This is a genomic window from Candidatus Sulfotelmatobacter sp., from assembly GCA_035498555.1.
Lineage (GTDB): Bacteria > Eisenbacteria > RBG-16-71-46 > RBG-16-71-46 > RBG-16-71-46 > DATKAB01.
Map to the genome: position 1 here is coordinate 1 of DATKAB010000002.1, position 25,956 is coordinate 25,956.

The 25,956-nt window shown below is 66.8% G+C and carries 24 protein-coding genes; 9 read left to right on the forward strand and 15 right to left on the reverse strand.

The annotated features are described in order from the left end of the window. Nucleotides 1–18: 18 nt before the first annotated feature. Both VMJ70_00030 and murB read right to left on the reverse strand, forming a co-directional pair. Nucleotides 19–552, reverse strand: coding sequence for a DinB family protein (locus VMJ70_00030; protein ID HTO89491.1), 534 nt, complete (start codon nucleotides 550–552; stop codon nucleotides 19–21). A 19-nt stretch (nucleotides 553–571) separates the two neighbouring features. After that, a complete protein-coding gene (gene murB / locus VMJ70_00035) occupies nucleotides 572–1,573 on the reverse strand; it encodes a UDP-N-acetylmuramate dehydrogenase (GenBank protein ID HTO89492.1) in 1,002 nt (333 codons plus the stop codon). Between the two features lie 108 nt (nucleotides 1,574–1,681). On the opposite strand from murB, the gene VMJ70_00040 reads away from it, so the two are divergent. Continuing rightward, on the forward strand, nucleotides 1,682–1,900 hold the full coding sequence (locus VMJ70_00040) for an Rdx family protein (protein HTO89493.1): 219 nt from the start codon (nucleotides 1,682–1,684) through the stop codon (nucleotides 1,898–1,900). 35 nt (nucleotides 1,901–1,935) lie between these two features. Here VMJ70_00040 and VMJ70_00045 read toward each other — a convergent pair whose 3' ends face one another. From VMJ70_00045 to VMJ70_00060, 4 genes are all read right to left on the reverse strand, one after another. Continuing rightward, nucleotides 1,936–3,156: a hypothetical protein gene (locus VMJ70_00045; protein ID HTO89494.1), complete on the reverse strand. Its 1,221-nt coding sequence runs from the start codon at nucleotides 3,154–3,156 to the stop codon at nucleotides 1,936–1,938. A 90-nt stretch (nucleotides 3,157–3,246) separates the two neighbouring features. After that, nucleotides 3,247–3,618 (reverse strand): hypothetical protein, encoded by a 372-nt coding sequence (locus VMJ70_00050; protein HTO89495.1) that lies wholly within the window; start codon nucleotides 3,616–3,618, stop codon nucleotides 3,247–3,249. Nucleotides 3,619–3,631: 13 nt separating this feature from the next. Beyond that, on the reverse strand, nucleotides 3,632–5,908 hold the full coding sequence (locus VMJ70_00055; protein ID HTO89496.1) for a DPP IV N-terminal domain-containing protein: 2,277 nt from the start codon (nucleotides 5,906–5,908) through the stop codon (nucleotides 3,632–3,634). Continuing rightward, on the reverse strand, nucleotides 5,905–6,516 hold the full coding sequence (locus VMJ70_00060) for a flavin reductase family protein (protein ID HTO89497.1): 612 nt from the start codon (nucleotides 6,514–6,516) through the stop codon (nucleotides 5,905–5,907). The genes VMJ70_00055 and VMJ70_00060 overlap by 4 nt, the downstream gene beginning before the upstream one ends. A 266-nt stretch (nucleotides 6,517–6,782) precedes the next feature. Here VMJ70_00060 and VMJ70_00065 point away from each other — a divergent pair, with 266 nt between their 5' ends. Continuing rightward, nucleotides 6,783–7,511: a hypothetical protein gene (locus VMJ70_00065; protein HTO89498.1), complete on the forward strand. Its 729-nt coding sequence runs from the start codon at nucleotides 6,783–6,785 to the stop codon at nucleotides 7,509–7,511. 21 nt (nucleotides 7,512–7,532) lie between these two features. On the opposite strand, the gene VMJ70_00070 is transcribed toward VMJ70_00065, so the two are convergent. Beyond that, nucleotides 7,533–8,855 (reverse strand): phospholipase D-like domain-containing protein, encoded by a 1,323-nt coding sequence (locus VMJ70_00070; GenBank protein HTO89499.1) that lies wholly within the window; start codon nucleotides 8,853–8,855, stop codon nucleotides 7,533–7,535. 114 nt (nucleotides 8,856–8,969) lie between these two features. Between VMJ70_00070 and VMJ70_00075 the strand changes: the two genes are divergently transcribed. From VMJ70_00075 to icd, 5 genes are all read left to right on the forward strand, one after another. After that, the gene (locus VMJ70_00075; GenBank protein HTO89500.1) at nucleotides 8,970–9,527 is read left to right on the forward strand and encodes a TlpA disulfide reductase family protein; all 558 of its coding nucleotides are present in this window, start codon (nucleotides 8,970–8,972) and stop codon (nucleotides 9,525–9,527) included. A 37-nt stretch (nucleotides 9,528–9,564) separates the two neighbouring features. Continuing rightward, entirely contained in the window at nucleotides 9,565–10,194 is a 630-nt protein-coding gene (locus VMJ70_00080; GenBank protein ID HTO89501.1) for a thioredoxin family protein, read from the forward strand. An 82-nt stretch (nucleotides 10,195–10,276) separates the two neighbouring features. After that, complete coding sequence (pfp, locus tag VMJ70_00085; GenBank protein HTO89502.1) at nucleotides 10,277–11,590, forward strand: diphosphate--fructose-6-phosphate 1-phosphotransferase; 1,314 nt, start codon at nucleotides 10,277–10,279, stop codon at nucleotides 11,588–11,590. An 11-nt stretch (nucleotides 11,591–11,601) separates the two neighbouring features. Continuing rightward, nucleotides 11,602–13,395, forward strand: coding sequence for a bifunctional isocitrate dehydrogenase kinase/phosphatase (aceK, locus tag VMJ70_00090; protein ID HTO89503.1), 1,794 nt, complete (start codon nucleotides 11,602–11,604; stop codon nucleotides 13,393–13,395). A gap of 4 nt (nucleotides 13,396–13,399) precedes the next feature. After that, entirely contained in the window at nucleotides 13,400–14,683 is a 1,284-nt protein-coding gene (gene icd / locus VMJ70_00095) for an NADP-dependent isocitrate dehydrogenase (GenBank protein HTO89504.1), read from the forward strand. Nucleotides 14,684–14,953: 270 nt separating this feature from the next. Here the strand turns inward: icd and VMJ70_00100 are convergent, their stop codons facing one another. The 8 genes from VMJ70_00100 to acs all read right to left on the reverse strand — a co-directional run bounded on the left by VMJ70_00100 (nucleotide 14,954) and on the right by acs (nucleotide 24,133). Next, nucleotides 14,954–16,156, reverse strand: coding sequence for a nidogen-like domain-containing protein (locus VMJ70_00100; protein ID HTO89505.1), 1,203 nt, complete (start codon nucleotides 16,154–16,156; stop codon nucleotides 14,954–14,956). Nucleotides 16,157–16,506: 350 nt separating this feature from the next. Next, nucleotides 16,507–17,079, reverse strand: coding sequence for an SRPBCC family protein (locus VMJ70_00105; GenBank protein HTO89506.1), 573 nt, complete (start codon nucleotides 17,077–17,079; stop codon nucleotides 16,507–16,509). Nucleotides 17,080–17,167: 88 nt separating this feature from the next. Beyond that, nucleotides 17,168–17,512, reverse strand: a complete 345-nt coding sequence (locus tag VMJ70_00110; GenBank protein ID HTO89507.1) for a histidine triad nucleotide-binding protein — start codon at nucleotides 17,510–17,512, stop codon at nucleotides 17,168–17,170. A gap of 37 nt (nucleotides 17,513–17,549) precedes the next feature. After that, nucleotides 17,550–18,095, reverse strand: a complete 546-nt coding sequence (locus tag VMJ70_00115; GenBank protein HTO89508.1) for a hypothetical protein — start codon at nucleotides 18,093–18,095, stop codon at nucleotides 17,550–17,552. Between the two features lie 14 nt (nucleotides 18,096–18,109). Further along, complete coding sequence (locus VMJ70_00120; protein HTO89509.1) at nucleotides 18,110–19,273, reverse strand: ATP-dependent 6-phosphofructokinase; 1,164 nt, start codon at nucleotides 19,271–19,273, stop codon at nucleotides 18,110–18,112. 32 nt (nucleotides 19,274–19,305) lie between these two features. Further along, nucleotides 19,306–21,456 (reverse strand): S46 family peptidase, encoded by a 2,151-nt coding sequence (locus tag VMJ70_00125; protein ID HTO89510.1) that lies wholly within the window; start codon nucleotides 21,454–21,456, stop codon nucleotides 19,306–19,308. 214 nt (nucleotides 21,457–21,670) lie between these two features. Next, nucleotides 21,671–22,165, reverse strand: coding sequence for an isoprenylcysteine carboxylmethyltransferase family protein (locus VMJ70_00130; GenBank protein ID HTO89511.1), 495 nt, complete (start codon nucleotides 22,163–22,165; stop codon nucleotides 21,671–21,673). A 12-nt stretch (nucleotides 22,166–22,177) separates the two neighbouring features. Then, on the reverse strand, nucleotides 22,178–24,133 hold the full coding sequence (gene acs / locus VMJ70_00135) for an acetate--CoA ligase (GenBank protein HTO89512.1): 1,956 nt from the start codon (nucleotides 24,131–24,133) through the stop codon (nucleotides 22,178–22,180). Nucleotides 24,134–24,259: 126 nt separating this feature from the next. Between acs and VMJ70_00140 the strand changes: the two genes are divergently transcribed. Both VMJ70_00140 and VMJ70_00145 read left to right on the forward strand, forming a co-directional pair. Continuing rightward, nucleotides 24,260–24,928: a hypothetical protein gene (locus tag VMJ70_00140; GenBank protein ID HTO89513.1), complete on the forward strand. Its 669-nt coding sequence runs from the start codon at nucleotides 24,260–24,262 to the stop codon at nucleotides 24,926–24,928. A gap of 59 nt (nucleotides 24,929–24,987) precedes the next feature. Continuing rightward, a complete protein-coding gene (locus VMJ70_00145) occupies nucleotides 24,988–25,950 on the forward strand; it encodes a prohibitin family protein (GenBank protein ID HTO89514.1) in 963 nt (320 codons plus the stop codon). Nucleotides 25,951–25,956 lie beyond the last annotated feature (6 nt).

Consider the following 25,956-nt stretch of genomic DNA (forward strand, 5'->3'; position numbering starts at 1 on the left):
CCGGGGCCTGGTCCGCGCTCAATTCCCGTTGCGGGCGAGCGCCGCCTTGATGCGCACGATCTGCAGCCGATGCCGCTCCTCGTGGTACGCGAGGAAGCGAAGCATCTCCGGCATCGAGAGCAGTCCGAAGATCGGATGGCGCAGCCGGTAGCTCCACAGATTTCGGCGCTCGCCCTCTTCGATGGCGCACAGCAACCGCGCGCGGCTCGCCGCCAGCAGCGCCATGGATTCGTCGCGCGGCAGCGCCCGTTCGGGATCGAAGGCCGGCCGGGTCTTGAACGGCACCACCTTGTAGAGATTGCTGGAGTAGAGCAGGCGTCGCAGCGAGTCGGAGCCGAGCTTCTTCGCCCGGAGCCTTCCGGCGTTGCCGGCCTCGATGCCGCGCGCGATGCCCTCTTCGGAGGCGGCGAGATGCTGGATCGCCTGCGACACCGACCAGCCGCCGCCCCGCGGAACTTCGCCGAATCGTGGATCCTGCAGGCCCTCGACCTCGGCGAGCAGCCGCCGCCGCGCCGAGTCCAGCTCGGCCAGCACCGACTCCACGCGCTTCATGCCCGTGTGGATCGCTCCTTCATCTCGCAACCTCGGCGCCACCCACGCGGACCTCGGGCCGCTCGCCCAGGAACATGACCTCTTCCTCCAGCTCGACGCCGAATCTCTCGCGCACCCGGCGCTTCATCTCCGCCGCCAGCTCGAGCACGTCGCCGGCGGTGGCGTGGCCGACGTTCACGATGATGTTGGCGTGCTTCGCGAATACCTGCGCGTCGCCCATGCGCAGGCCGCGGCAGTCGCATTCATCGAGCAGCTGCCCCGCCGCGACGCGGCGCGTTCCGGGAGACAGCTTGCCGCCCGGCATCTGCCAATCGGGCGGCAGGTTCTTGAAGTAGGAGCCGGCGGTGGGCTCGATCCGCCACTGCGGGTGCTTCTGGCGGCGGATTTCGAGCTTCTCCTCGATCTCCCTTCCGATCGCCGCGCGATCGCCCTCGCGGAACTGGAGCAGCACGGTGAGCAGAACCTTCGGCTCGCGCTTGAGGCGCGAGTCGCGATAGGCGAACTCGTACCATCCGGCCGGTCGCGTCTCGACCAGCGTGCCGCCCGGATCCACATGCGTGCACTCGAGCGTGTAGTGGCCGATGTCGTCGCCGTAGCAGCCGGCGTTACCGTACAGCGCACCACCCACCGAGCCCGGAATCCCGGCCGCGAACTCGAGCCCCGCGAGCGAGCGGTCGCGGCACTGATAGATCAGCTCGAGAAAATCGGTGCCACAGCCCACCTGCGCCACCGTCCCGTCGAACTCCACGTCGGTGCAGGAATTCTTGAGAACCAGCCCGCGGAATCCCTCATCGGAAACCAGGAGGTTGCTGCCGCCGCCAAGCAGGAAAACGGGCACGCCGCTCTCGCGGGCGGTGCGGAGCGCCGTGACCACCAGATCGGGAGTCCGTGCCGCGAAGAAGAAATCGGCCGGCCCTCCGATGCGGAAGGTGGTGTGGTGCTTCATGGGCTCTTCGGTGAGAAGCCCGTCGCCGAGGGCGCGGCGCAGCCGATCGAGAGTCGAGGCAGCTGGCTTGAGCATCGAGTGGCGCACGTTCGCTCAAGGGCGAGCGCGCGTCAAACCTGTTGGAGCGCCGGCCGGCGACCGATACAATCCGTGCGGGCGCGCGCTCACACTTTCGGAGGCGCAATGAAACTCGAGATCACCTACTGCGGTCAGTGAGGCTATTTACCCCGCGCCGCCAGTCTGGCGGCGGAGATCAGGAAGGTTCGGGACCTCGAACCTTCACTCATCAAAGGCAGCGGCGGCGTTTTCGAGGTGGTGCTCGACGGCCGGCTGATCTTCTCGAAGAAGCAGCTGGGGCGTTTTCCGGAGTTGAGCGAGCTGCTCGAGAAGATTCCGGCCTGAGGCGGCGGAGCGCCGGCGACTCGGGGGCGCTCCGCTCACCTGCCGATCAGCTGCAGCAGCTTCTCCAGGATCTGAACCACCGGCACGACGGCGGACAGCGGCGCCAGCATCGGACCGAGCGCCGCGACCACCAGCAGCGCTGCGATGCGGGGCGTGACCAGGATGACCCTCATCTGCGCCACGCGCTGGAAGCTGCCACCGATGTCGGCAAGCGACTGGACGTCTCCACTCCCGAGCAGCATTTCGCCGGATGCCTGCACGCGGTCGCCTTCCGAATTCCGGCTCGCCGATCGCCCGAGCCACTTGTGATCGAACGCCCGGACGTAGTCGTCGGCGAGATCGCCGTAGTCGAGCAATCCCTTGAAGCGCGCGCGACCGAGGGCCGGCGAAAACACCATCAACGGCCCCAGGAACAACAGCGCCGCGATCACGACGAACGCGCCGATCGCCCACTGGCTGGTCTCGAGCGTTTCGCCGAAATACAGCATGCGGGTGGCGACCGCGCCTCCCAGCGTGATGGAAAACGCCGCCACCACCAGATTCAAGCCGATCGCGGCCTCTGACAACACGCCGAGCCCTCCCACTCCGTCGGGGTGGGTCGGGATCAGCTCGAGATCCAGGCCGGCGATCCGTCTGAGGAACCTCCCCCACAGGAAGATTCGCCACAGCCATCGCATCGCCAGCACCAGGAAGATCGGGAGGCTCACCAGCGTGTACCACCAGCCCGCGGCGGTGAGATGAGACTGCTCGGCGCCGCCCAGCCAGCCGGTGACCACGCTGGGCACCCCCTGAGTCACCTCGAGCCAGGCGAGCGCGACCACGAGGGTCAGAATCACCAGCTCCGGTAGCCACGAATCGCGCGAACGATTGAGGCGGGAGAGCGCGCGGTCGAACTCGCTTCGCTTGCCGGCGGGGATCACTCCCCCCTCCACGAGCCGGGAGATCGCAGCGCCGAGGCGAGCGTCGATCGCCGGACCCGCGAGGATGAGCAGAGGCACCGCCACCAGGAACCGGCAATAGGCACGCACGTCCTTCAGGAATGGAATCGTGACGTGATCGCCGATCGCGAGATGATCCTTGAGCGACAGCAGCAGAAGCGGCAGCCAGCCGATCAGAGGCAACAGGAATGCAGCGATCACCGCGCGCCGGCCCTCGGGCTCGAGGCCGATCTTCTTCAGAACCCAGAACACGGCGCCGCCTCGCGACAGAGCGAATTGGATGGGCGCTCCAGCCTGCTGCGCGCGCGTCTCACTCATGGCGGCGGTCGCTCCGGGGTCGAACACGAACCGAGCCTGCGTTCAGGAACCTCCGATGGCGCGGGATGGTGGAATCGGAACCGCGGAGTGTCAAGGGCCGACTGGCGTGCCGGGACGCTTCTCGAGCCGCAGCGCGTAGCGACGAGGCTCGAGCTTCTCGAACACGATCGTGTCCCCGATCTCGAGCCCGCGCTCGCGGCACCACTTCATCATGCCGGGGAGCTTCGGCGACTTCGGCCGGAACACCCACGAGCCATATTGAATGTCGGTCTCGAAGCTGAAGCCGAGATCGGTCTCGATCGTGATCGGCTTCACCAGGTACGGTCTCGGCGCATCGCCCGGCCCTCGCGCGCCGATGGCGTCATTCGGAAAGAAGTCGAGCACGTCCCACAGCGGCAGGTTCCGCTGGGTGAAGGTCCACAGCTCTTCCTTGGAACGAATCGGAATCCGCACGCTGGTCACGACGGCTACGGAATCAGCGCGAGACGCTCGCGCTCCCATTGTCGGGTTGCACCGCCAGCTCGCGCTCGAAGAATTCGGCGATCCGCGTATAAAGCTGCTTCGTGACCAGCGGGTCCGCGACCATGTGCGTGAAGCCGGAGAGCGGCAGGAACTCGAACGGCTTGCCGGCCTTGAACAGCGCGTCGGTCAGTTTGAGGCTGTTGAGGAAGTGCACGTTGTCGTCGGTGGTGCCGTGCACGATCAACAGCGGCCGCTCGAGCTGTTTCGCGTAGGTCAGCACCGAGCTGGCCTCGTAGCCGCGCGGATTGTTCTGCGGCAGATTCAGGTAGCGTTCGGTGTAGAAGGTGTCGTAGTCGCGCCAGTCCACCACCGGCGCCCCGGCGACGCCGGCGCGGAACACGTCGGGACGCCGCATCACGGCCATGGCCGTGAAGTAGCCGCCAAACGACCAGCCGAAGATCCCGACCCGGCTCATGTCCATCTCGGGGTGGGCCGCGCCCAGCTTCTTGAGCGCCGCGACCTGATCGCCGAGCGGGACGTCGATGAGATTCCCGGAGATCGCGCGCTCCCACGTCCGGCCGCGCGCCGGGGTGCCGCGGCCGTCGATCGACACCACCACGAAGCCGCGATCCGCCAGCCATTGCGCCAGCAGATAGCGCGAGGGTTGCGCCGTCACCATCTGCGAATGCGGTCCGCCGTAGACGTTGACGATCACGGGGTAGCGGCGGTCGGAGCGGAAATCGCGCGGGCGGATGATCGCGGCGCGGCACGAAAGCGAATCGCCGGCGTCCACCAGCTCGAGTCGCGGCGTGATGCGCGGCTGCTCGGCCAGCGAGCGAACGTCGCCGAGCAGCTCGCCGCCGCGCCGGTGCACCGTGTAACGGATCTGTCCGTCGAGCCCCTCATAGGATTCGACGTAGACCAACGTGGTGTGTCCAAATGTCGCCCCGTGAACTCCGGTGGCGCTGGTGGCGCGAATCGCCTCGCCCGCACCCGAGAGCGGCAGCCAGAACAGCTGGGTCTGCGTGGGATCGGCTCCGCCGCTCACCCACACCGTTCCCGCCTCTTCATCCACCGCCAGCAACTCGCGCAGGTTGAGATCCGGCGCGTGGAGTGGCCGCACCAGCTTCCCGTCCGGCGCGTGCAGCTCGAGCTGCGGCCAGCCGCTGCGCTCCGAGATCCACAGGAATCCGCTGCCGTCCTCGAGCCAGCGCGGCACCTGCTGGCGCAGGTTGAGCCAGGCGCGATCCTTCTCGACCCACAACGTGCTGGTGCCGCCATTCTCGGGGTCGGCCCTGAGAATCGCGAGCTCGGTCTGCTCGCGATTCATCACCACCAGCGTGAGCGGCGCGTTCTTCGACCACTTCACGGTGCACAGGTAGGGATACCGTTTGACGTCCCACTGCACCCAGGTCGTGTGCCCGCCCTGGGCGGGAATCAAACCGAGCTTCACCTCGGCGTTGGCCTCGCCGGGCCGCGGATAGGGCGTGCCTTCCGCCTCACGCTCGGGATGCGAGGGATCGGCGACGTAGAGCTTCTCGACCCCGCCGAAGCGAGCCTCTTCGTATGCGATCGTCTTGCTGTCGGGCGACCACCAGTAGCCCTCCTGACGCGCCATCTCCTCCTGTGCGACGAACTCGGCGAGACCGTGCGTCACGCTGTCGCAGCCGCCGCTGGTCAGGCGCCAGCCGTTGTCGCTGGCGATGTCGGTCACCCATAGGTCGGCGTTGCGCACGCACGCCACCAGGCGGCCGTCGGGCGAGAAGCGCGCGTCCACCGGCGCGCCGGCCGCGTCGGGCAGGGGCCGAGTCGCGCCCGACGAACGTTCGACCAGATAGAGATGTCGGTCGAGCGGCACCAGCACGCGAGCGCCGTCCTCCGAGAGCTGATAGCTGGTGATGCCGCGCGCGCTCTGTCGCTGGCGCTCGCGGCGCGCGCGCTCCTCCGGCGAGATGCTCTCTTCTCCGCCGCGCAGGATCTTCTCGGACGAGGCCAGCACGCGCTCGCTCGCGTTCTTCGGGTCCCAGGTCCACAGGTCCTGCACGAAGCTGCGCGGTGCCGAGCGCAGGAACAGCACCGCATCGCCGCTCGGCGTGATCTTGAAATCGCTCGGCCGGCCGAGCCGGAAGCGATTGGTGGCGGCATACTGTTCGAGCAGCGACGTATCCGCCGGCGATGTCGCCGCCGGCGGCGCCGCCTTCTTCGGCTTGGCGTGACTCACGCCCGCGATTGGAACGGCTGCAAGCGCGGCGATGGCCACGCCGGCGATCGCTCGCGCGCGCCCCTTCACGCCGCGCTCCCGCGCTGTACTTTCGGACGCGCTTCGCGCACCACCCCGCGCACGATGCTGTAGGCGTCGCCCCCCAGGCGGCCCACGGCGCGAAGCCTTTCCGGGTCCACTCGACCTTCCACCAGCATCGCGTCGTCGACGTGCAGGCGCAGAATCTCCCCGACAACGAACGCCGAGCTCCCGAGCTCCACCTCGCGATAAGTCCGGCATTCCATCGAGGCCGGCGACAGCGCGACCCGTGGCGGTTTCACGATGGTCGACGGGGCCGATTCGATCCCGGAGACATCGAACTCATCCACGTCCGCCGGCCACTCCCCCGAAGTCCGCACCATCGGCGAGAGCAGCGGCTCGTTGACCAGGTTCACCACGAATTCGCCGGTCTCGCGGATGTTGCGGAGCGTGTCCTTGGGATCGTTGGCGCGATCCTGAATCGCGATGCCGATGAGCGGCGGGGCGCTGCTGATCGGGACGAAGTACGAGAACGGCGCGACGTTCCGCTGTCCGGCGCGGCTCAGGGTGGAGACGAACGCGATCGGCCGCGGCACGATCACCGCGATCATCCAGTGATACATGGCGTTCGGGGAGAGGCTCTGAGGGTCGATGATCACGCTCGCAGTCTAGCGAAGATCGGGCGATTCCGTGAGCGGACGCGGAATCGCCGGGATTGTCACCCCGGGGTGACACCCGGTAACGGTCGGTGAAACCAGTTCCGTGATGCGCTCGTTGCAGCGCCCGAACTTGGCGAACCCGCCGACCGGGTACGAGGCTTGCATTGAATTTCAACCGCTTCTTGTGAGGTTCCCCGGCCCTTCACGGGCGCATCGGGCCGCGCCGCCGTCGGGGAAGATCGCCTCGCGCGATCGGGGAGCCTCACATGAAATCCGCTCGATACCTCCATCTCCCCCGCGGTTGGCTGGCGGTCGCCGCGGCGTTGGCGGCCAGCCTCGCGCGTCCGGCGCACGGGCAGGTGGCGTGTGCGCGCAACGACACGCTGATCTGGAACGTCGAAGACGTGGCGGCGGTGTCGCCGCTCGAGGACTTCGCGGATCAACGCGAGGTCTGGGACAGCCTCGACGCCTCCGACAGCCCGCGCGGAGCGGTGCGCCGATTGCTGGGCGCCTACGCTCACGGCTGGTCGAGAGAATACCGGCTGGTGCTGAGCGCCGATTTCTGTTTCGAATTCGGGGAGGCGGGGCTCATCATTCAGCACCCGATGGGATTCACCGCCGAAGACGAGCGGCTCTCGTTACGACACCTTGCCCGGGGATTCGTGAACCGCGAGGGCGTGCAGATGCCACCCGCGCGCGCCATGCACCTGATGGCCACCGGCTGGACTGTCTCGGCCGACCCCGCGCACCTCGACGACCCCGCGCGCTTCCAAGTCGTGCTCATCGAGCACGCCCTGCTGCAGACCATGATCGGCGACGGCGACGTGTTCCCGATATTCGACGGCATGCAGCGGTTGGCGCTGGTTCGCGGCGATGCCGCATGGCTCGAAGCGGGCCAGCCCGCCGACGCGGATCACTGGTACGTACGGAGCTGGATCGAGAACCCGGTGCTCTCGCCACAGGCGGGCAACACCTGGGGAGTGATCTACCGCTGAGAGCCGCGTGGGGCGGCGCGCTCAGCCGCCGTACTTCACGCGTCCGGCCGGCGGTTGATCGCCGTGGATGCGCGGCGCATAGGTGGCCTTCGGGTCGAGGGGCGAGGTGCTGGGCGCCGTCCAGCTCGACTCGAAGATCGCCCGCGCCTGTCGAGCGAGGCGGCGGTTCTTCATGGTCACCGAGAGATTCCGCGCGTTGAAGAAATAGCTCGGCTCCCAGTTGTCGGTGCCCACCCAGGTCACGAGCGAATCCACCACCATGTACTTGCAGTGCTCGACGCGCGCGAACGGAATGTAGCCACCGCTCCATTCCGGCACGCTCGACAGTCGCACCTCGACATTGGGAACGGTGGCGAGATCTTGAATCGACTTGAATCCGCCGCCACCCACCGTCCAGTCAGGCACGATCATCTTCACGCGCACGCCGCGGGCTGCGGCGCGGCGCAGCGCGGCATCGAACGGCAGGGTGTTGGCATCGCGGCCGGTGGGCGAGTAGGCGTAGATCTGGATCGCGATTTCACCACGCGCGTCATCGAGCGTCTTCACGATGCGAGTCAGATCCCACAACGCGGTGTCGGGCACGAAGCCCCTGGGGCTCCAGCCGGGCCACAGCTCGACCGTGTCGCCCGGCGCCTGGGCGATCCGATAGGGCAGCGCCCCGGACGAGCGATACGCGGGCGGCACGAACGCCTGGCGCGTGGTGTCGGGCGGCGCGGAGGGCGCGCGCCCCACCGCCCAGTCCATCTCGAACACCTGCTCGAAGTCGCTGGCGACGCGCTCGTCGCGAATCGCGACGCCCAGCTCGTGAATGTGCTCGAGCGATCGCCAGTCGAAGTTCTGGCTGCCGACGTACGCGATGCGGCCGTCCACCAGAAAGAACTTCGCGTGCTGAATGCCGCCCGAGATGCGGCCAAAGTCCACCAGCCGCACCTGCCAGCCCGGCACGTTGGACAGCGAATCGGCGTCGCGCGGATAGGTCCTGTACATCCGCGAATCGAGCAGCAGCCGGATCTTGACGCCACGCCTCGCCGCTTCGCCGAGCGCCCGCAGCACGGGATCCATCGGCTCGCCCGGCCAGGTGGATAGATAGAACTCCTCGATGTCGAGCGTTCGACGCGCGTCGGCGATGAGCGCGAGCCACGCGGGTAGCGCGGCCTGCAGCGCGGGATTGCCGATCGCGGTTTCGACCGGCCGTGTCTCGACCAGCTCGACCGGCATGGGCTTCGCGCTCACCGGGCTTGCCGCCGGCGGCGCGGCGTGGCTGTGGGTGGCGAGCGTGACCGCGAGCAGCGCGAGAGCCGCCGGGGCCACGCCCCGGCTCAGGAAGCGGTCGAACGAGGGCATGAGGCGCGTGAGTCTAGCGAGCTCGTCCCGCCGGCGCTAGCCGGCCCGAGTCATTTTCGCGCTGTTTGACGCGGGCGGGACACCTTCCAGCAACCACGGCATCAAACTCTTGCCATGACTTCCCGCCGCCTGCTCCTCTGGCTTGGTGTCGCGATCGCGGCCGTCTCGATCGGCTGCTCCAAGTCCAATCAGGAGATGGGCGACACGTCTGCGGCCCGCGCCACCGATAGCGACATGCAGCTCTACCCGCCGGTGACGCCCACCACCGCCGAGCAGGTGCTGGCGCGCGCCAGGCGCGGCGATGCCACCATCGTCAACCTCTGGGCGACCTGGTGCCCGCCCTGTCGCGACGAGATGCCGGCGCTGATTCGCGTGGCGCGCGTGCACAAGGAAGATCGCGTGCGGCTGGTGCTGGTGTCGGTGGACTTCGAAGATCAGCTCCCGGCGGTGCGCAAGTTCTTGGCCACCCAGGGCTACACCGACACCAGCTATCTCAAGACCGGCGACGACCAGAAATTCATCAACGCCATCTACCCGCAGTGGACCGGCGCGCTTCCGGCAACGCTGGTGTTCGACCGCTCCGGCCGGCAGGTGGCATTCTGGGAAGGTCGCGCCGACGAGAGCAAGTTCGAGCATGCCGTGATCGAAGCGCTCGCCGCCAACACCCACTAGATCGATTCCCGCAACCCTCCACCCTCGGAGACGCGCCATGCGCCTGTCACGACTCAGCTGGCTTCCCGTCGTTCCACTGCTCTTCGCAGCCGCGGTCCACGCGCAGGATCAGCCGCGACCGCTCGCCATCGGCGCTACCGCGCCGATGAAGGACGTGAAGATGAAGTCGGTGGACGGCAAGGACGTCACGCTCACCGGGGTCGCCGGCAAGAAGGGCACGCTGGTGGTTTTCACCTGCAATCACTGCCCGTGGGCGCAGGCCTGGCAGACGCGCGTCGCCGCGATCGGCAACGGCGCCTCGGCCAAAGGCATTGGCGTGGTGGCGATCAACCCGAACGATCCGGTCGCCTATCCCGAGGATGACTTCGCCGGCATGCAGGCGCGCGCGAAAATGCTCGGGCTCAAGTTCCCCTACGTCGTGGACGCCACTTCAGACATGGCGCGTGCGTTCGGCGCAACCCGCACGCCCGAGGCGTTCCTGTTCGACGCGAGCGGCAAGCTGGTCTACCACGGCACCGTGGACGACAACGCGCGCGATCAGAGCGCGGTGACCCAGCACTGGCTGCAGGACGCGGTCGACGCGGTGATCGCCGGCAAGGACGTCACCACCGCGGAGACCAAGGCGTTTGGCTGCGGCATCAAGTTCCGGGAGAAGAAGACGAGCTGAGTCGGCTGCGCGGGGATCCCCGGCCACTTGACCGGCAGCGCGCCACACCGAACAATCGCGGCGTGAACCCCGGATCCACTCGATGACGCAACCGCGCAAGCTCGCGATTCTGGTGGGCGGCGGCCCCGCGCCCGGCATCAACGCGGTGATCGGCGCCGCCACCATTCGCACCGCGCTGGAAGGCGTCGAGGTGCTCGGCGTCGAGGACGGCTTCGAGCGCATCATGCACGGCGACATCGAGCACGTGCGCCCGCTCTCGATCGACAACGTCAGCCGCATCCACTTCCGCGGCGGCTCTTACATCGGCATCTCGCGGGCCAATCCCACCATCAACGTCGAGCACCTCGAGAACACGATCCTCGCGCTGCTGCGACTTGGCGTCACCGACCTGATCACCATCGGCGGCGACGACACCGCGTTCTCGGCGCTGCGCCTGCATCAGCACGCCGATGGCCGCCTGCGCGTGGTGCACGTGCCGAAATCGATCGACAACGACCTCGATCTGCCGCCCCACGTCGACACCTTCGGCTTCCAGACCGCGCGCCACATCGGCGTCGAGATCCTGAAGAACCTGCTGGTGGACGCCAAGACCACGTCGCGGTGGTATTTCGTAATCGCGATGGGTCGCAAGGCCGGCCACCTGGCGCTCGGAATGGGCAAGGCCGCCGGCGCCACGCTCACCCTGATCCCGGAAGAATTCCGCATGAGGCCGATCCGCCTGAAGACGCTGGTCGACACGCTGGTGGGCGCGATCCTCAAGCGCCTGAATGGCGACCGGCGCGACGGGCTGGCGGTGATCGCCGAGGGCGTGGTGCTCGATATCGACCCCCAGGATCTCTCGGCGATCGAATCGGCCGAACGCGACGCGCACGGCCATCTCCGCATCGCCGAGGTCAACATCGGTGAGGCGCTCAAGCACTCGGTGGAACGGCGGCTGCGTGAGTTCGGGCTCAAGTCCACCATCGTCGCCAAGAACATCGGTTACGAGCTGCGCTGCGCCGACCCGATCGCGTTCGACATGGAATACGCCCGCGACCTCGGCTACTGTGCCGCCAAGTATCTGCTGCAGGGCGGCTCGGGGGTCGTCGTCACTATGCAAGCCGGCCACTTCGTGCCGGTGCCGTTTGCTTCACTGGTGGATCCGGTCACCGGGCGGCCGCGCGTGCGGCTGGTGGACGTCGCCTCCGAGCGCTACGCAATCGCGCGCCGTTACATGATCCGGCTGCGGCGCGACGACTTCGACAATGCCCAGGAGACCGCCAGGTTCGCCACCACCGCCGGGCTCACCCTGGATGAATTTCGCGATCAGTTCTTCTATCTGACCGACGATGAGCCGCCGGCCGTGAACTTCTCCATGCCGGACACGCCCGCCACGTCGCCGGCGGGCCCGAGGTAGCGCCGGGGCGCGTGGCCAAGCCGCTCGAGGACGAGCCCATCGCCCAGGGCGCCGAGATCATCGACGCCACCTTTCACCGCTACTTCCTGCACCAGCGCGAGATCGTTCGCTGCGCGCGCGCCAACTTCGAGCGGCGCGACTGGCATGCGACCCAGCGCGATTCGGCCGCGCGGCTCGATCTCTACAACGAATCGGTGCGCGAGGGGCTCGATCTGCTCCATGGTCTGCTCGGGCCGCGCTTCGCCGACGCCGACACCTGGATCGAGCTGCGGAACGCCTATGCCGATCGCATTGCCGGGCGCGGCGATCGCGAGGTGGCGGAGACCTTCTTCAACAGTTTCACGCGCCGGATCTTCCACACCGTCGGCGTCAATGGCGAAATGGAGTTCGTCTCTCCTCCCGCCGAGCATCGCGGGGCTCCAGGTGCTTCCGGCGCGGCCGCCGGTGATTCGGCGCTGGTCGCGCGCTTCGATCGCCGCGGCTCGCTGGCGCAGCTGTTCGCCGAGGTGTTCGCCCACTACGAGTTTCGCGTGCCGTGGGATGACGCCGCGGGCGACGCGGGTCGCATTGCCGACGAGATCGCGCGCGGCCTCGGCGACGTCGCGCCCGAGGCGATCCGCGGGCTGACGCTGGCGGAGCCGGTGTTCTTTCGCGGCAAGGGCGCCTATCTGGTCGGCGAGCTCCTCACCGAGGGCGAGTCGCTGCCGCTGGTGCTCGCCCTGACCAACCCCGAAGGTCGCGTGGTGGTGGACGCCGTGCTGGTCTCGCGCGACGAGGTCAGCATCGTGTTCAGTTTCGCGCGCGCCTACTTCTTCGTGGACGTGGATCGGCCGCACGAGCTGGTCGAGTTCTTGCACGCGATCATGCCGCACAAGCCGATCGCCGAGCTCTACAACGCGATTGGCTGGAACAAGCATGGCAAGACCGAGCTGTATCGCTCGATCCTCCACCATCTCGCCACGACCGACGACCGCTTCGAGATCGCTCCCGGCCAGCGCGGCATGGTGATGTGCGTGTTTACGCTGCCCGGCTTCGACGTGGTGTTCAAGGTGATCCGCGACCGTTTCGAGCCACCCAAGACCGTCACCGCCGAGGAGGTGAGACGCAAGTACCGCCTGGTCTTCCGCCACGATCGCGCCGGCCGGCTGGTGGACGCGCAGGAGTTCGAGCACCTCGAGTTCGATCGCTCGCGCTTCGATCCCGTGTTGCTCGAAGAATTGCTGGCGCTCTGCTCCGAGCGCGTGCGCCTCGACGGCGATCAGGTGGTGATCGCGCACCTCTACACCGAGCGCCGGCTGCGCCCGCTCGACGTCTACCTGCGCGAGGCCTCGCCGGCCGCGGCGCGCGAAGCGGTGGTGGACTACGGGCAGGTGATGCGCGACCTCGCCGCCACCAACATCTTTCCCGGCGACATGCTCACCAAGAACTTCGGCGTGTCGCGCAACGGGCGCCTGATCTTCTACGACTACGACGAGCTGTGCCGGCTCGACGAATGCCGCTTCCGGGCGCTGCCGCCGCCGCGCAACGAGGACGACGAGTCCTCCGGTGAGCCCTGGTTCTACGTGAGCGAGAGGGATATCTTCCCGGAGGAATTCCGGAACTTCCTGGGGCTCCAGGAGGAACTGCTCGCGGTTTTCATGCAGCATCACGCGGAGCTGCTCGGCCCGGCGTTCTGGCTGCGCATGCAGGAGCTGCATGCGCGTGGCGAAGTGCTCGACGTCTATCCCTATCGATCCGCGCGCCGTTTGCGCTGGCGGGCGAGGTCCGCCGAACGGCGAGCCGACCCGATGCTACCGAGGAGCTGAGAACATGAGCGTCATCCAGGGCGAGGCGATCACGCTGAAGAACGGCAGGCTCAACGTGCCGAGCCATCCGGTGATTCCGTTTATCGAGGGCGACGGCACCGGCCCCGACATCTGGCGCGCCTCGGTGCGCGTGTTCGACGCCGCGGTCGAGAAGGCCTACGGCGGCCAGCGGAAGATCGCCTGGCACGAGGTGCTCGCGGGGCAAAAATCTTTCGACCGGACCGGCAGCTGGCTGCCCGACGAGACCCTGGACGCGTTCCGCTCGTACCTGGTCGGAATCAAGGGCCCGCTCACTACGCCGGTCGGCGGCGGCATCCGATCGCTCAACGTGGCGCTGCGCCAGATCCTCGATCTCTACGTGTGCCTGCGCCCGGTGCGCTGGTTCCAGGGCGTGCCCTCGCCCGTCAAGCATCCCGAGCGGGTCGACATGGTGATCTTCCGCGAGAACACCGAAGACATCTACGCCGGCATCGAGTACGCGGCTGGGAGCGAAGAAGTGAAGAAGGTGCTCGCGTTCCTGCAGGAGAGCTTTCCTTCGTCGTTCAAGAAAGTGCGCTTCCCGGCCAGCTCGGCGATCGGCTTGAAGCCGGTGTCGCAGGAAGGGAGCGAGCGGTTGATCCGCGCGGCGGTCGAGTACGCGGTGCGCCACCAGCGGAAGAGCGTGACGTTCGTGCATAAGGGCAACATCATGAAGTTCACCGAAGGCGCGTTCCGCAACTGGGGCTACGCGCTGGCCGAGAAGGAATTCGCGGCGCAGACCTACACCTGGGAGCAATGGGAGCGCACGCGAACTGCCAAAGGCGAGGACGCCGCCAACGCCGAGCAGAAAGCCGCGCTGGCCGGCGGCAGGCTACTGGTAAAGGACGCGATCGCCGACATCGCGTTGCAGCAGGTACTGACGCGGCCCGACGAGTTCGACGTGATCGCCACGCTCAACCTGAACGGCGACTACTTGAGCGACGCGCTGGCCGCTCAGGTGGGCGGCATCGGCATCGCACCCGGCGGCAACATCAACTACCTCACCGGCCACGCGGTGTTCGAGGCCACGCACGGCACCGCGCCCAAGTACGCCAATCTCGATCGGGTGAATCCCGGCTCCGTGGTGCTGTCGGGCGAGATGATGCTGCGTTACATGGGCTGGGACGAGGCCGCCGACCTGATCATCAGGGGTATGGATGGGGCGATCGCCTCGAAACGCGTGACCTATGATTTCGCGCGACTGATGGAAGGCGCCACCGAGATCAAGTGCAGCGAGTTCGGCGAGAACATCGTCGCGCACATGAAGTAGCGGACCGCTCGCCGGTCCACTACTTCAGCATCACCACCCGCCGTGAGGAATTCGCTCCCGGTGCGCGCGATGCAGTTCCAGGCGTCCACGACGATCGGGACCAGCTTGCCGTCGAAGTCGCTGGTGAACGCAGCGATCAGATGCTTGACGGGATTGAATGGATCGGGCAAGTCGGTCGATGCGCATTCCATGACTCCGCGGTGAACCACCGAACGGGCCGCCCTCCTCTGCGGAGGGCGGCCGTCCGGCTTACGGCGCAACGCTGACCGATTAGCGGTAGCGGACCTTCAGCTTGCCCCAGGAGTCATGCCGCGTCGGAGTGTCGCAGCGCGAGACCTGGATGACGAGATTGACCGTGGTCGAGGCCGGCGGGACGCCGTCGTCGGTCGCGGTGTAAATGACGACGTAGGTGTTGCCCGCGTCCGCGAGGCTCGGCGTGAAGCGCAGAATCTGCGTGGACGGATTGCCCGGCGAGTTGATCAGCGACGATTCGCTCGGCGGCAGCGTGCCGAGATTCACGACCGTCGTTGTGGTCTGACCCAGCTCCGGCGAGGTGAACGCGGTGGCGAGGTCAAGACTGTCGCCCACGCACAGGCCCACGAAATCCCCCGACGGGAAGCCGGTCGGTACCGGCGGCTGATTGTTCTCGCCGCCGCTGACGTTGAAGCAGAACGTGCGGCTGTCCAGATAATCCACGCCGTCGGTCGCGCCACCGGGGCCGTCGTAGAACGGCCCGGGAATTCCGAACCGCCCGATCTGGAAGAAGTTGACGCCGTCGCCCTTGTTGACGCCGACCGTCGCGGGCGTTCCGCCGAAGCCGCCGGCGCCACCCGACGCGTCACCCGTCGTCCACTGCATGTCGTCGTAGCAGAAACACACGTTGTTGCCCACGCCCACCACCGGATCAAGACCATCCGAGATGATCACTTCCATGGTGTTGAGCTTGTCGTCGTGCGCGCCGTAGTAGCCGACGTGATCCCAGATGACGACCAGCTTGTGCGCGTCGAGCCGATAGTGAACCACGCCGCTCAGCTGACCGCGCGAATCGTAGTCGGCCCAGAACGGCGCCACCATCGGAAAGCCCGCGACCGGGAAGCCGGTCGAAGTGAACACGCTGAATCCAGTTCCAAACGACAGGTTGCCGTTGTTGTTCACGAACACCGAGTTGTAGGGGGTGCCGTACATGGTGAACGTGAACGGCAGCGCGATCGGAATCGCGGTGAAATCGTCGTCGTTGCGCTGGCAGGGATCGGCGGGATTTGCCGGGCCGCTGCAGCCGGCGCATCCGCCCATGATCACGTTGGTGAACGTGGCGTCGAGCGGAACGCAGAGGGCGGTGGGACCGATGACGCAATTCGAGCTGATGGTCTTGATCGGCCTGAGCACCGGCGCGAACGGCTTCTGGGCCGCGGCGACGGTCGGCAGTGCGCAAAGCGCGATGAGTGAAGCGAACAGGTGGACACGACGCTTCATGGGCGGACTCCTCACCAGGGGCAGAATGGTCGTGGCGCGCGGGATCGGCGTGAATGCAGCGCGGGCCGCGGTCGAACGGTGAACGCAGTGCGAACCAGCGGGAGTGAGAGCCTCCTTCTGACTGCGAGACCAGGTGCTCTCTGGGAAAAGCGCCCTGTGGGGTACGGAGCGCAATTCGCCGGTCGCGCGAGCGAAGGATGCGGCCTTCAGGGGCGCGAAGCGGACGATTCGCTGCCGCCGATACTAGGCAGGCCAAGAGGGGCGGGAAAGGCCATTTTTCGGGCCTCTTCCCGCCCCTGGTGGTTGCCGGAGTCGCTGGGCCTTGCGGCGCTTCTCGATGCAGCCGGGTGTCAGCTCTTCGCGGTCGAGTCGGTCGCGGCCGAAGACTTCTCTGCGAGATTCTTCAGGGCACCCAGGCCTCGTTCGAAGTCGGGACCGATCATCTTGTCCATGCTGGTGAACACGCACATCACCTTGGAGACAATATTGTGGTCGCCGGTCATGCTCCAGGTCACCTCGGTTCCAGCGCCACTCGGCTGGATGTCGAAAATAACGTGATCCGAAGATGCGAACGGCTTGATGAAGTCCAGCCGCACGTCGACCTTGGAATCCGGGACGCTCTCGTTGATCGTCATCTTGCCTTCGCCGACCTTGTCGTTGCCCACCCAGGCGTAGGTGGCGCCGACTCCCGCCGACGGCGTGCCGATGGTGCGCTTCATCGCAGGGTCGAGATGCTCCCACGGTGACCAGTCGGGCCAGCGCTGGAAATCATTGATGAGCGAGTAGACGGTGGCCGGCGAGGCCGCGATCTCGGTCTTGCGTTCGACGTGATACGTGTTCGGCTTGGTCATCGCCAAAGCCAGCACCACGCCGGCGCAGACGACGACCAGAAGCACCAGAGTCAGCAGGATCTTCTTGACCACGGGGCATTCCTCCCGGCAGCGGGCCGATTACGGGACGACGGAACCGCGGAGACCATAGCGGAGATCGGAGGCTCGCGCGTGAGCGGCGTCATCCCGGCGGCCAGGCCATCGCGCGGCCGCCCAGCAGGTGAAAGTGAAGGTGCGGCACCGTCTGCCCGGCGTGCATGCCGACGTTGGTCACCAGCCTCCAGCCATGCTCGAGCTTTTCTCTGCGCGCGACCTCGGCCGCCAGCGCCAGCATCGCGCCGAGGGCCGTGCCATGCGCGGCGCCCAACTCGGCCGCCGAATCCGCGATGTGCTCGCGCGGGATCACCAGCACGTGAGTCGGAGCCTGCGGGTTGATATCACGAAATGCGATCGCCTGCTCGTTCTCGGCGACCTTTTGCGCGGGAATCTCGCCGCGCGCGATTCGACAGAACAGGCAGTCGGGCATCTCGTTTCCCTCGGTTCGATGGAGCGGCGCGCTCAGTCTATCGCGGGCCGCGCGTTCCGCCGCCGCCCATCACCCCGACCTGCGCCACCACCGCGAAATGCCGGCTCTGGTAATTGGGATCGTTGCTCTCGAGCACCACCGGTCCCAGCTCGGCGAAGAACGGTTCGGCATTCCAATCGAGCGCCGCGCCCACGTAGTTCCAATGCGTGTCGTACTCGCGATGCGTCCCGCCGACGGCCGCGATGGCGACGCGGCTGTGCGGACCACGCCGGGTGGTAACGCAGAGGTTGCCCTGAAGGCCCCAGAACGCCTGCCCGAAGTACATGCCCGAGGCCCGCGCTCCGAACACGCGATTCGACCAGTAGCCCGCCTCCAGATTCATCGCGCCGGGTGTGCCGAGCAGGATTCCAAACTCGCGCTTCACGACCTCCATCGAATTGCTCTCGTCGAGGTCGGCTCGCGCCCGGCGCGGATCTCCCACGTCGGCCCCCGCGCATGCCAGGCGCGGCAGGAGCGACGCCGCGAGCAGCACGCTGAGCGCGGTCCGGCTCCAGGCGCGTGTGCGAATCGGCCTCGGGATCACGGTTCGCCGCCGCCCTACTCCGCGGGCGGCAGGCCCCCGCCCACCGAGGTCGCGGGCAGCGCGGCCGGATCGTCGCCGAAGCAGATGCCGAGATCGCGCGCGGTGGCGAGCGTGTCAGTTGAGAGCGGCACGACCTTTACGCGCCTCACCACTTCGCTGAGCGGAACGTACTGCACGCTGGGCGGCGCGAGCGCCACCATCACGGCGTTTTCGCCCTGCTCCAGCGCGCGCACCGCCGCCGCGCCGAATCGCAGCGCCATCAGGCGGTCGAAGCTGGTCGGCGAGCCGCCGCGCAGCAGATGGCCGAGCACCACCAGTCGCGTGTCCTTGCCGGTGAGCTTCTCGAGCGAGTGTGCGACCTTTTCGCCGACCCCTCCCAACCGTTCGGCTTCGCCCGGCGCCCTGCCAAGCACCGAGATCGCCCCACCCACGGGCCGCGCGCCTTCGGCCACGACCACCATGCTGCTCATGCGCCCTTCGTGCTCGCGCCGGGTGATCCAGTCGGCAACGCGCTGGATCTCGAAAGGAATCTCGGGAATCAGAATGACGTTGGCGCCGCCGGCGATGCCAGCGTGGAGCGCGATCCAGCCGGCGTAGCGGCCCATGACCTCGACCACCATCAGCCGGCGGTGCGCGGTGGCGGTCGAGTGCAGTCGATCGAGGCACTCGGTGGCGAACGATACCGCCGAGTCGAAACCGAACGTCATGAACGTGCGGTCGAGATCGTTGTCGATGGTCTTGGGAACGCCGATCACGCGCAGGCCGAGCTGGGCGAGACGATTGCCGATCGCCAGCGATCCGTCGCCGCCGACCGTGATCAGCGCGTCGAGCCCGGCGGCGCGGATGCGCTCGACCAGGTCGCCAGTCCGATCGCGCTCGATCACGGTTCCGTCGGGCTGGCGCACAGGATAGCAGGATGGATTGCCGTGATTGGTGGTGCCGAGGATGGTGCCACCGAGATGGCTGATGCCCGCCACCGACTCGCGCGTGAGCGGCATCAGCCCGCCATGAGGAAAGTCTTCGGGCGTCAGGAGCCCATTGAAGCCGTCGCGGATGCCGACGCACTCCCATCCCCGCCGCAACGCGGCAAGCGTCGCGGCACGAATGACGGCGTTCAGTCCCGGCGCGTCGCCGCCGCCGGTGTTGATGGCGATTCTTCGAATCGGTTGAACAGTCATCGGCTCATTTCACGACCGACGACCGCTTCTCGTCAATGCGCCGATCCGGACGCGTCCGCCGAGGTCGCCGGTACCGAGGCGGTCCGGCCGGACTGGAGCTCGTCGGCGAGATTGTTCATGTCGTAAATCTTGCGCAGCGATTGCAGGATCGCGGCCGAGCTGACCGCCACCGCGCGCCCCTGCGCGTCGTCGTATGCGAACTCCCAGCCGAACGCCTGCACGTTGCCGTCGAAGATCAGCCCGACCAGGCTCAGATCCTTGCCCAGCACCGGGGACCCAGAATTGCCGCCGATGATGTCGGTGGTGCAGACGAAGTTGAGCGGGCCGGCGAGGTCGAGCTTGCCGCGAGCGGCCGCGACCCGCGCTGGAATGTCGTAGGGATGGCGGCCGTCGAAGCTGGTCGAGCGATCGAAGAGCCCGAACCACGTGGTCTTCCACGGCACGTCGGTGGTGAGCTGCTTGTAGCCGGCGACCTTGCCGGGCGATAGCCGCAGCGAGCCGGTCGCGTCGGGGTAGGTCGAATGGCCGTCGAGCGCGAAGCGCGCGCGCGCGATGCGGCCGCCTTCGAGACTCTCGACGGTCTCGACATGATCCTCGTACCAGGTGCGCAGCTCGCGATAGATCGGATCGAGGCCACGCACCCACACGATCATCGGGTCGGCCGAGGCCGCGATCGCCTCGGCACCGCCTTCCATCAGCTGCTTGCGCACCGTCGGGTCGCCGATCCTGGTTCCTTGCGTGAGCGATTTCGCCACGTCCATCGGCTCCTTGCCGCCCAGCGCCTGCTTGACCCACGGATCGTTGGGCCCGAGCGTGGCGCGCGCCTGCTCGAGCGAGTTGGCCAGGATCACCGCGTCGAGATCGGGGAAGACCGGCGCCTTCGAGTAGATCTGGAATTTCATGGTGGGCAGATTCGAGTCGCGATACTCGCGGAAGCGCTTCTCGTTCGGCTTCTGCACCTCAGCGGTGTAGCGCACGATGTTCTCGGCCAGGTTCACGAGCCTCGCGCTGCGATCGAGATCGCGATAGAGACGCTGCTTGTAGCGCCCGCGCAGCTCCTTTTCGGCGCTGGCGATCTTGTCCCACGAGCCCGAGCAATCGGCGGCGATCTTGGGATCCTTGGCGACGCGCGCGCGCAGCGCGGACTCGGCGTCGCGCTTCTGCGCGAGCAGCGGGCCGTCCTTGAGGATCTCGAGGAAGGCGCGTTCGCGCTTGAGATTGTTCTCGATGCCGCGATCGCGATCGACGGCGCGCCGCGTGTTCTCGGGGCTCTCGGCGGCGTAGGCGCGGATCGCCTTCAAGCGGCTCTCCTGCTGCGTAATGCGGGTGGGGCGCAGGCAATCGCGCTCGTACTCGAGCTGCGAAACGGTCTTGAGCCGGCTGGTGGCGCCGGGATGGCCGGCCACGAACACCAGTTCGTTCTCGGACGGACCCGCGTCGCTCAGCCTGAACCAGCTATCGGGATGCACCGGCCTGCCGTTCTCGTAGACACGGAAGAACGCCATGTCGAGATCATGCCTGGGGTACGAGAAATTGTCGGGATCGCCGCCATAGAATGCGATCTGCTCTTCGGGCGCCATCACCAGGCGCACGTCGTTGTACTTCTTGTACCGATAGAGCCAGTACTCAGCGCCGTGATAGAGCTCGATCACCTCGCACTTGAGCCCGGTGGATTGCGAGGCCTCGGTCTCGAGCCTGGCCATCGCGGCCTTGCGCTGGCTCGACTGCACCGCGATCGTCGCCCTGGGATCGACCGCCGCTAGCACTTGTTTGGTGACTTCATCCATGGACTGCAGGACCTTCAGCTCGAGATCCGGGCAGGGCATTTCTTCCGAGCCGGTCTTCGCGAAAAAGCCGTCGCGCACGTAGTTGTGCTCGGCCGTCGACATCTTCTGGAGCTGGTTGAGCGCCACGTGATGGTTGGTCAGCACCAGGCCGTTCGGCGAGACGAACGAGCCCGAGCCGCCGCCAAAGTTCACGCAGCCGTGCTGGATGCGCTCGAGCCATTCTTTCGTGGGAGCAAAGCCGTATCTTTCCTGAAGAATCTTGCTCGGCGGGTTGTCGAGCGTCCACATGCCTTCGTCGGCGCGAATCGTGTTTGGGGCGAAGGCTGCGATGACGAAGCCGGACGCGGCGGCCAGGAAAGCGAACGCGGCGAAGCGCGCGATCTTCGAGCGTGGCATGCGGGCTCCTTGAGGATGGGGGTGACCGCTGAAAGACTACGCCATCCCGGCCCCAGCGGACAGGGTGCGTTGGGCCCGGCCGCCGGCTGGCGCGCCCCGGCCGCTGCCTCGCGTTTGCCCTTGATGAACCCCGGCCCGAAGGCTCGTTCGGCCTCGAGCTGCGGCGGAATGTGCCGGGGGTCGTGCGATGACTCGGTTGCGCGCGAAGCTGCCGTCAAGAGCTGTTTGTTGGACGCCTCGGAATCCAGCGCCTCACCGAGCGCTTGTACGCTCGATAGCTTTCGCCAAATTGCTTTTCGAGAGACGGCTCTTCAACCGAAATCACAAACAAATGCGCGGCCATGAGTCCAACCGCCGCCAGCACGAGAATTCCCGGCGACTGGAGCCATAGTCCTGCGCCGGCCAGCGTCAGCGCCGCGCCGATGTACATCGGGTTGCGCACGAATCGGTAGGGGCCGCTCGCGACAAATTCGCGCGGCGGATCGAACGGCGCTGGAGTGCCTCGGCCGTGAAGTCCAAACGTGATCACGCACAGGAACGCGAGAACCGCGCCGGCCCCGATCAGCTCGGGGGCAAAGGCGCGCAGCCAGACCGGCAATGGGCCGCCGAGCGCGTGATCGAAGCCGCGCGCGAGTGAAGCCAGCCACCACCAGAGCGTGACGAACAGCGCCGCCCACAAGAGCGAGCGAAGGATCGCCGTATGGGTCACGGGGGCCTCGACCTATCTCGCCGCCCGCCCCCGATGCTGCTCGATCAGCTTCTCGACCACCTCGGGCTCGGCGAGCGTGGTTACGTCGCCCAGGCCTTCGTACTCGCCAGAGGCGATCTTGCGCAGGATGCGGCGCATGATCTTTCCGCTGCGCGTCTTCGGCAGCCCGGTCGCGATGTGCACGATATCGGGCGCGGCGAATCCGCCGATCACTTGCTTCACCTGCTCCTTGAGCGCGCCCTCCAGTTCGCCGCGATCGCGCCTCGCGTAGTCGGCGCCGACAATCACGTAGGCATAGATGCCCTGACCCTTGATGCGGTGGGGATAGCCCACCACCGCCGCTTCGGCCACCGCCTCGTGCGCCACCAGCGCGCTTTCGACCTCGGCGGTCCCGAGCCGATGCCCCGAGACGTTCAGCACGTCGTCGATGCGCCCCGTGATCCAGTAGTAGCCGTCTTGATCGCGCCGGCAGCCGTCGCCGGTGAAGTAGAAGCCCTTGTATTGTGAAAAGTAGGTCTCTCGAAATCTCTGATGATCGCCCCACACGGTGCGCGCCTGCCCCGGCCACGGCGAGGCGAGACACAGCGCGCCGGTGACGCCGTTCCCGTCCTGGATCACGCCATTCTCGGGATTCACCACGATTGGCCGCACGCCGAAGAACGGCAGCGTCGCCGAGCCGGGCTTGGTCGGCGTGACGCCGGGAAGCGGCGTGATGAGGATCCCGCCGGTCTCGGTCTGCCACCAGGTGTCCACCACCGCGCAGCGCTTCTCTCCCACCACGTCGTGATACCAGCGCCAGATCTCGGGATTGATCGGTTCTCCGACGCTGCCCAGGATGCGCAGCGACTTGCGCGAGCTCTGCGTCACGAATTCGTCGCCGGCCTGAGCGATCGCGCGCAGAGCAGTGGGTGCGGTGTAGAAGATATTGATGCCGAGGTCGTCCACCATCCGCCAGTAGCGGCCGGCATCCGGGTACACCGGCGTGCTCTCGAACATCACCGTGGTCGCGCCATTCGCCAGCGGCCCATAGACGATATAGCTGTGCCCGGTGATCCAGCCGACGTCGGCGGCGCAGCAATAGACATCGCCCGGGTGGTAGTCGAAGATGAGTTTGTGGGTGTGCGCGGCGAACACGAGATAGCCGCCGGTGGTGTGCATCAGGCCCTTCGGCTTCCCGGTGCTGCCCGACGTGTAGAGAATGAACAGCGGATCTTCAGCTCCCATCCACTCGATGCTGCAGGTCGAGCGCTGGCGGTGCATCTCTTCGTGCAGCCACAGGTCGCGCCCCGGCTTCATCGGCACGTCGGCCTCGGTGCGACGCGCCACCAGCACGGTCTGCACCATGTCCATGCCTTCGATCGCGCGATCGGCGATCGCCTTGAGCGGAATCTTGCGCCCGCCGCGCAGCCCTTCGTTGGCGGTGATCAGCACCCTGCAGCCGGCGTCCACGATCCGATCGCGCAGCGAATCGGCGCTGAAGCCGCCGAACACCACCGAATGGATCGCGCCGATTCGCGCGCACGCCAGCATTGCGTAGGCGGTCTCCGGGATCATCGGCATGTAGATGCAGACACGGTCGCCCTTCTTCACCCCGTGCGCGATCAACGCGTTCGCGAGCCGGCAGACGTTGTGCTTGAGCTCGCGATAGGTGACGTGCTTGTAGACGCCGGGCTCGTCGGCCGCCCACAGGATCGCGGTCTGGCCGCCGCGCGAATCGAGGTGCCGGTCCACGCAGTTGAAGCACGCGTTGAGTCGCCCGCCGGAGAACCACGCGAAGTCGATCTCCTCGTAATCGGCATCGAGCACCTGATTCCAGGGGTGGAACCAATCGAGGGACTTCGCCTGCTCGGCCCAGTACGAGTCGGGATCCATGATGGATTGCCGGTAGAGGCGCAGGTATTCGTCCATCGACTGGATCCAGGCGCGCTCGCGGATGTGCGGCTTGACCTCGACGATTTCGTCTGCCACGGCGTTCCTCCTCGGCCGGTCGCTCGACTGCGGACGCCGGAGGATAGCGCGCGGCCACGACGCGCCAAAGCCGCGAATGCGCCGGGCGAGTCGGCAAGCGGGTGGCGCTCGTCGTAGAATGCCGGCATGTCGTTGAGGAACGGCGTGATCATCGTGGTGGTGCTGGTGTTGGGATTCGCGCTGCTCACCTGGAAGCGCAGCACCACGCCAGCCGAGACGCCGGCGCCCGCGCCCGCCGCGGAGGCGCCGGATCAGTCGAGCGGCGCGCTCCCCCCCGGGCACCCTGACGTGAGTGGCGGCAATCCATCGGGCGGAAACCTGATGCCGCAGATCGCGCCGCCCGAGCCCGCCGATCCCGGCATCGCCTGGACACGGCCCAGGCGCTGGATGAACGAGATCGCGGGTTCGATGCGCTACGCCACCTACATCGTGCCCGGCGCCTCGGCCGACCTCGGCGCAGAATGCGCGGTCTACTACTTCGGACCGGGCAAGGGCGGACCGGTGGAGGACAATCTCGAGCGCTGGATCGGCGAGTTCTCAGAGCTCCAGCAGCACGACGTCACGACACGCCAGGTGGCGGGCATGAAGATATCGGAGGTCGTGGCCAGCGGCTCCTACGCCGCGCACGGCATGCAGGGTGACGACGCCGGCGAGCACGCCAACTGGACGCTGCTGGGCGCGATCGTCGAGGGACCGAGCGGAAACGTGTTCTTCAAGCTCACCGGGCCGACCAGCACGGTGACCGCGGCGCGCAAAGACTTCGATTCGATGCTGGGCTCGCTCCACAGGAAATAGCTGCGGCGGGCCGCCGCCGCTCCCGCAACGGCGCCCGATCCGCGACAGGGAGGTCGCATATGGGCGGTCTTTTCTTCATCGGCATCGCTCTGGTCGTTGCCATCTTCATCATTCGCAATTTCGCCGGGCGCGCTCGCGCGCGAGTTCACGATTCCGGCGGACCGGTGTTCACCGGCGGAGCCGAAGCCGTGCGCTGGGTGTTATCCGGCGTTGCGGCACTCTTCCTGTTCCTGATCCTCGTGACCTCGATCCGCGTCGTTCCGGTGGGTCACGCGCTCGTGATCTTCAACACCATCACACGCAGCTTTCGCCTCGCCTCGCAGGGCATCACGTTCGTTCCGCCCTTCATCAGCAACACGCAGCTCTACGATCTGCGCCGGCTTGAGTACACCATGTCGGGCACCACCGGCGAAGGCCGCAAGGCCAATATCGATGACTCACTGTGGTCGCCGACGCAGGAGGGTCTCATGGTCGGAATCGATCTCACGCTCTGGCACCATCTCGACGCCGGCCACGTCGTATCCATCCACCAGAGGATCGGGCCCGACTACGAGGAGAAGATCATCCGCCCGGCGGTGCGATCGGTGATCCGCCTGGTGATCTCGGAATATCCGGTGATGGACGTCTACTCGGCCAAGCGCGCCATGATCCAGGACGAGATCAATCGCAAGGTGAAGGACCTGATCGAGAAGGACGGCTTCATGGTGGACGAGGTGGTGCTGCGCGACGTGCGCTTCACCCCCGAGTTCACCAAGGCGATCGAGGCCAAGCAGATTGCGCAGCAGGCCGCCGAGCAGATGAAGTACACGCTCGAAAAGGAAGAGAAGGAGGCGGAGCGCAAGGTGATCGAGGCCAAAGGTCGCGCCAACGCGATTGAAGTGATCAACAAGGCGCTGGCCCAGAATCCCAATTACATCAAGTATCTCTACGTCGACAAGCTGTCGGACAAGGTGTCGGTGATCGTGTCGGATCAGAACACCATCATGGACCTGAAGGGGATTCTCGGCGCGAAAGAGAAGTGAGCGGGC

Excerpts from the sequence above, each read along its gene's own strand:
- VMJ70_00030 (HTO89491.1), bottom strand. The coding sequence starts at position 552 with ATGAAGCGCGTGGAGTCGGTGCTGGCCGAGCTGGACTCGGCGCGGCGG.
- murB (HTO89492.1), bottom strand. The coding sequence starts at position 1,573 with ATGCTCAAGCCAGCTGCCTCGACTCTCGATCGGCTGCGCCGCGCCCTC.
- VMJ70_00045 (HTO89494.1), bottom strand. The coding sequence starts at position 3,156 with ATGAGTGAGACGCGCGCGCAGCAGGCTGGAGCGCCCATCCAATTCGCT.
- VMJ70_00065 (HTO89498.1), top strand. The coding sequence starts at position 6,783 with ATGAAATCCGCTCGATACCTCCATCTCCCCCGCGGTTGGCTGGCGGTC.
- VMJ70_00070 (HTO89499.1), bottom strand. The coding sequence starts at position 8,855 with ATGCCCTCGTTCGACCGCTTCCTGAGCCGGGGCGTGGCCCCGGCGGCT.
- VMJ70_00075 (HTO89500.1), top strand. The coding sequence starts at position 8,970 with ATGACTTCCCGCCGCCTGCTCCTCTGGCTTGGTGTCGCGATCGCGGCC.
- VMJ70_00080 (HTO89501.1), top strand. The coding sequence starts at position 9,565 with ATGCGCCTGTCACGACTCAGCTGGCTTCCCGTCGTTCCACTGCTCTTC.
- pfp (HTO89502.1), top strand. The coding sequence starts at position 10,277 with ATGACGCAACCGCGCAAGCTCGCGATTCTGGTGGGCGGCGGCCCCGCG.
- icd (HTO89504.1), top strand. The coding sequence starts at position 13,400 with ATGAGCGTCATCCAGGGCGAGGCGATCACGCTGAAGAACGGCAGGCTC.
- VMJ70_00100 (HTO89505.1), bottom strand. The coding sequence starts at position 16,156 with ATGAAGCGTCGTGTCCACCTGTTCGCTTCACTCATCGCGCTTTGCGCA.
- VMJ70_00110 (HTO89507.1), bottom strand. The coding sequence starts at position 17,512 with ATGCCCGACTGCCTGTTCTGTCGAATCGCGCGCGGCGAGATTCCCGCG.
- VMJ70_00120 (HTO89509.1), bottom strand. The coding sequence starts at position 19,273 with ATGACTGTTCAACCGATTCGAAGAATCGCCATCAACACCGGCGGCGGC.
- VMJ70_00125 (HTO89510.1), bottom strand. The coding sequence starts at position 21,456 with ATGCCACGCTCGAAGATCGCGCGCTTCGCCGCGTTCGCTTTCCTGGCC.
- VMJ70_00140 (HTO89513.1), top strand. The coding sequence starts at position 24,260 with ATGTCGTTGAGGAACGGCGTGATCATCGTGGTGGTGCTGGTGTTGGGA.
- VMJ70_00145 (HTO89514.1), top strand. The coding sequence starts at position 24,988 with ATGGGCGGTCTTTTCTTCATCGGCATCGCTCTGGTCGTTGCCATCTTC.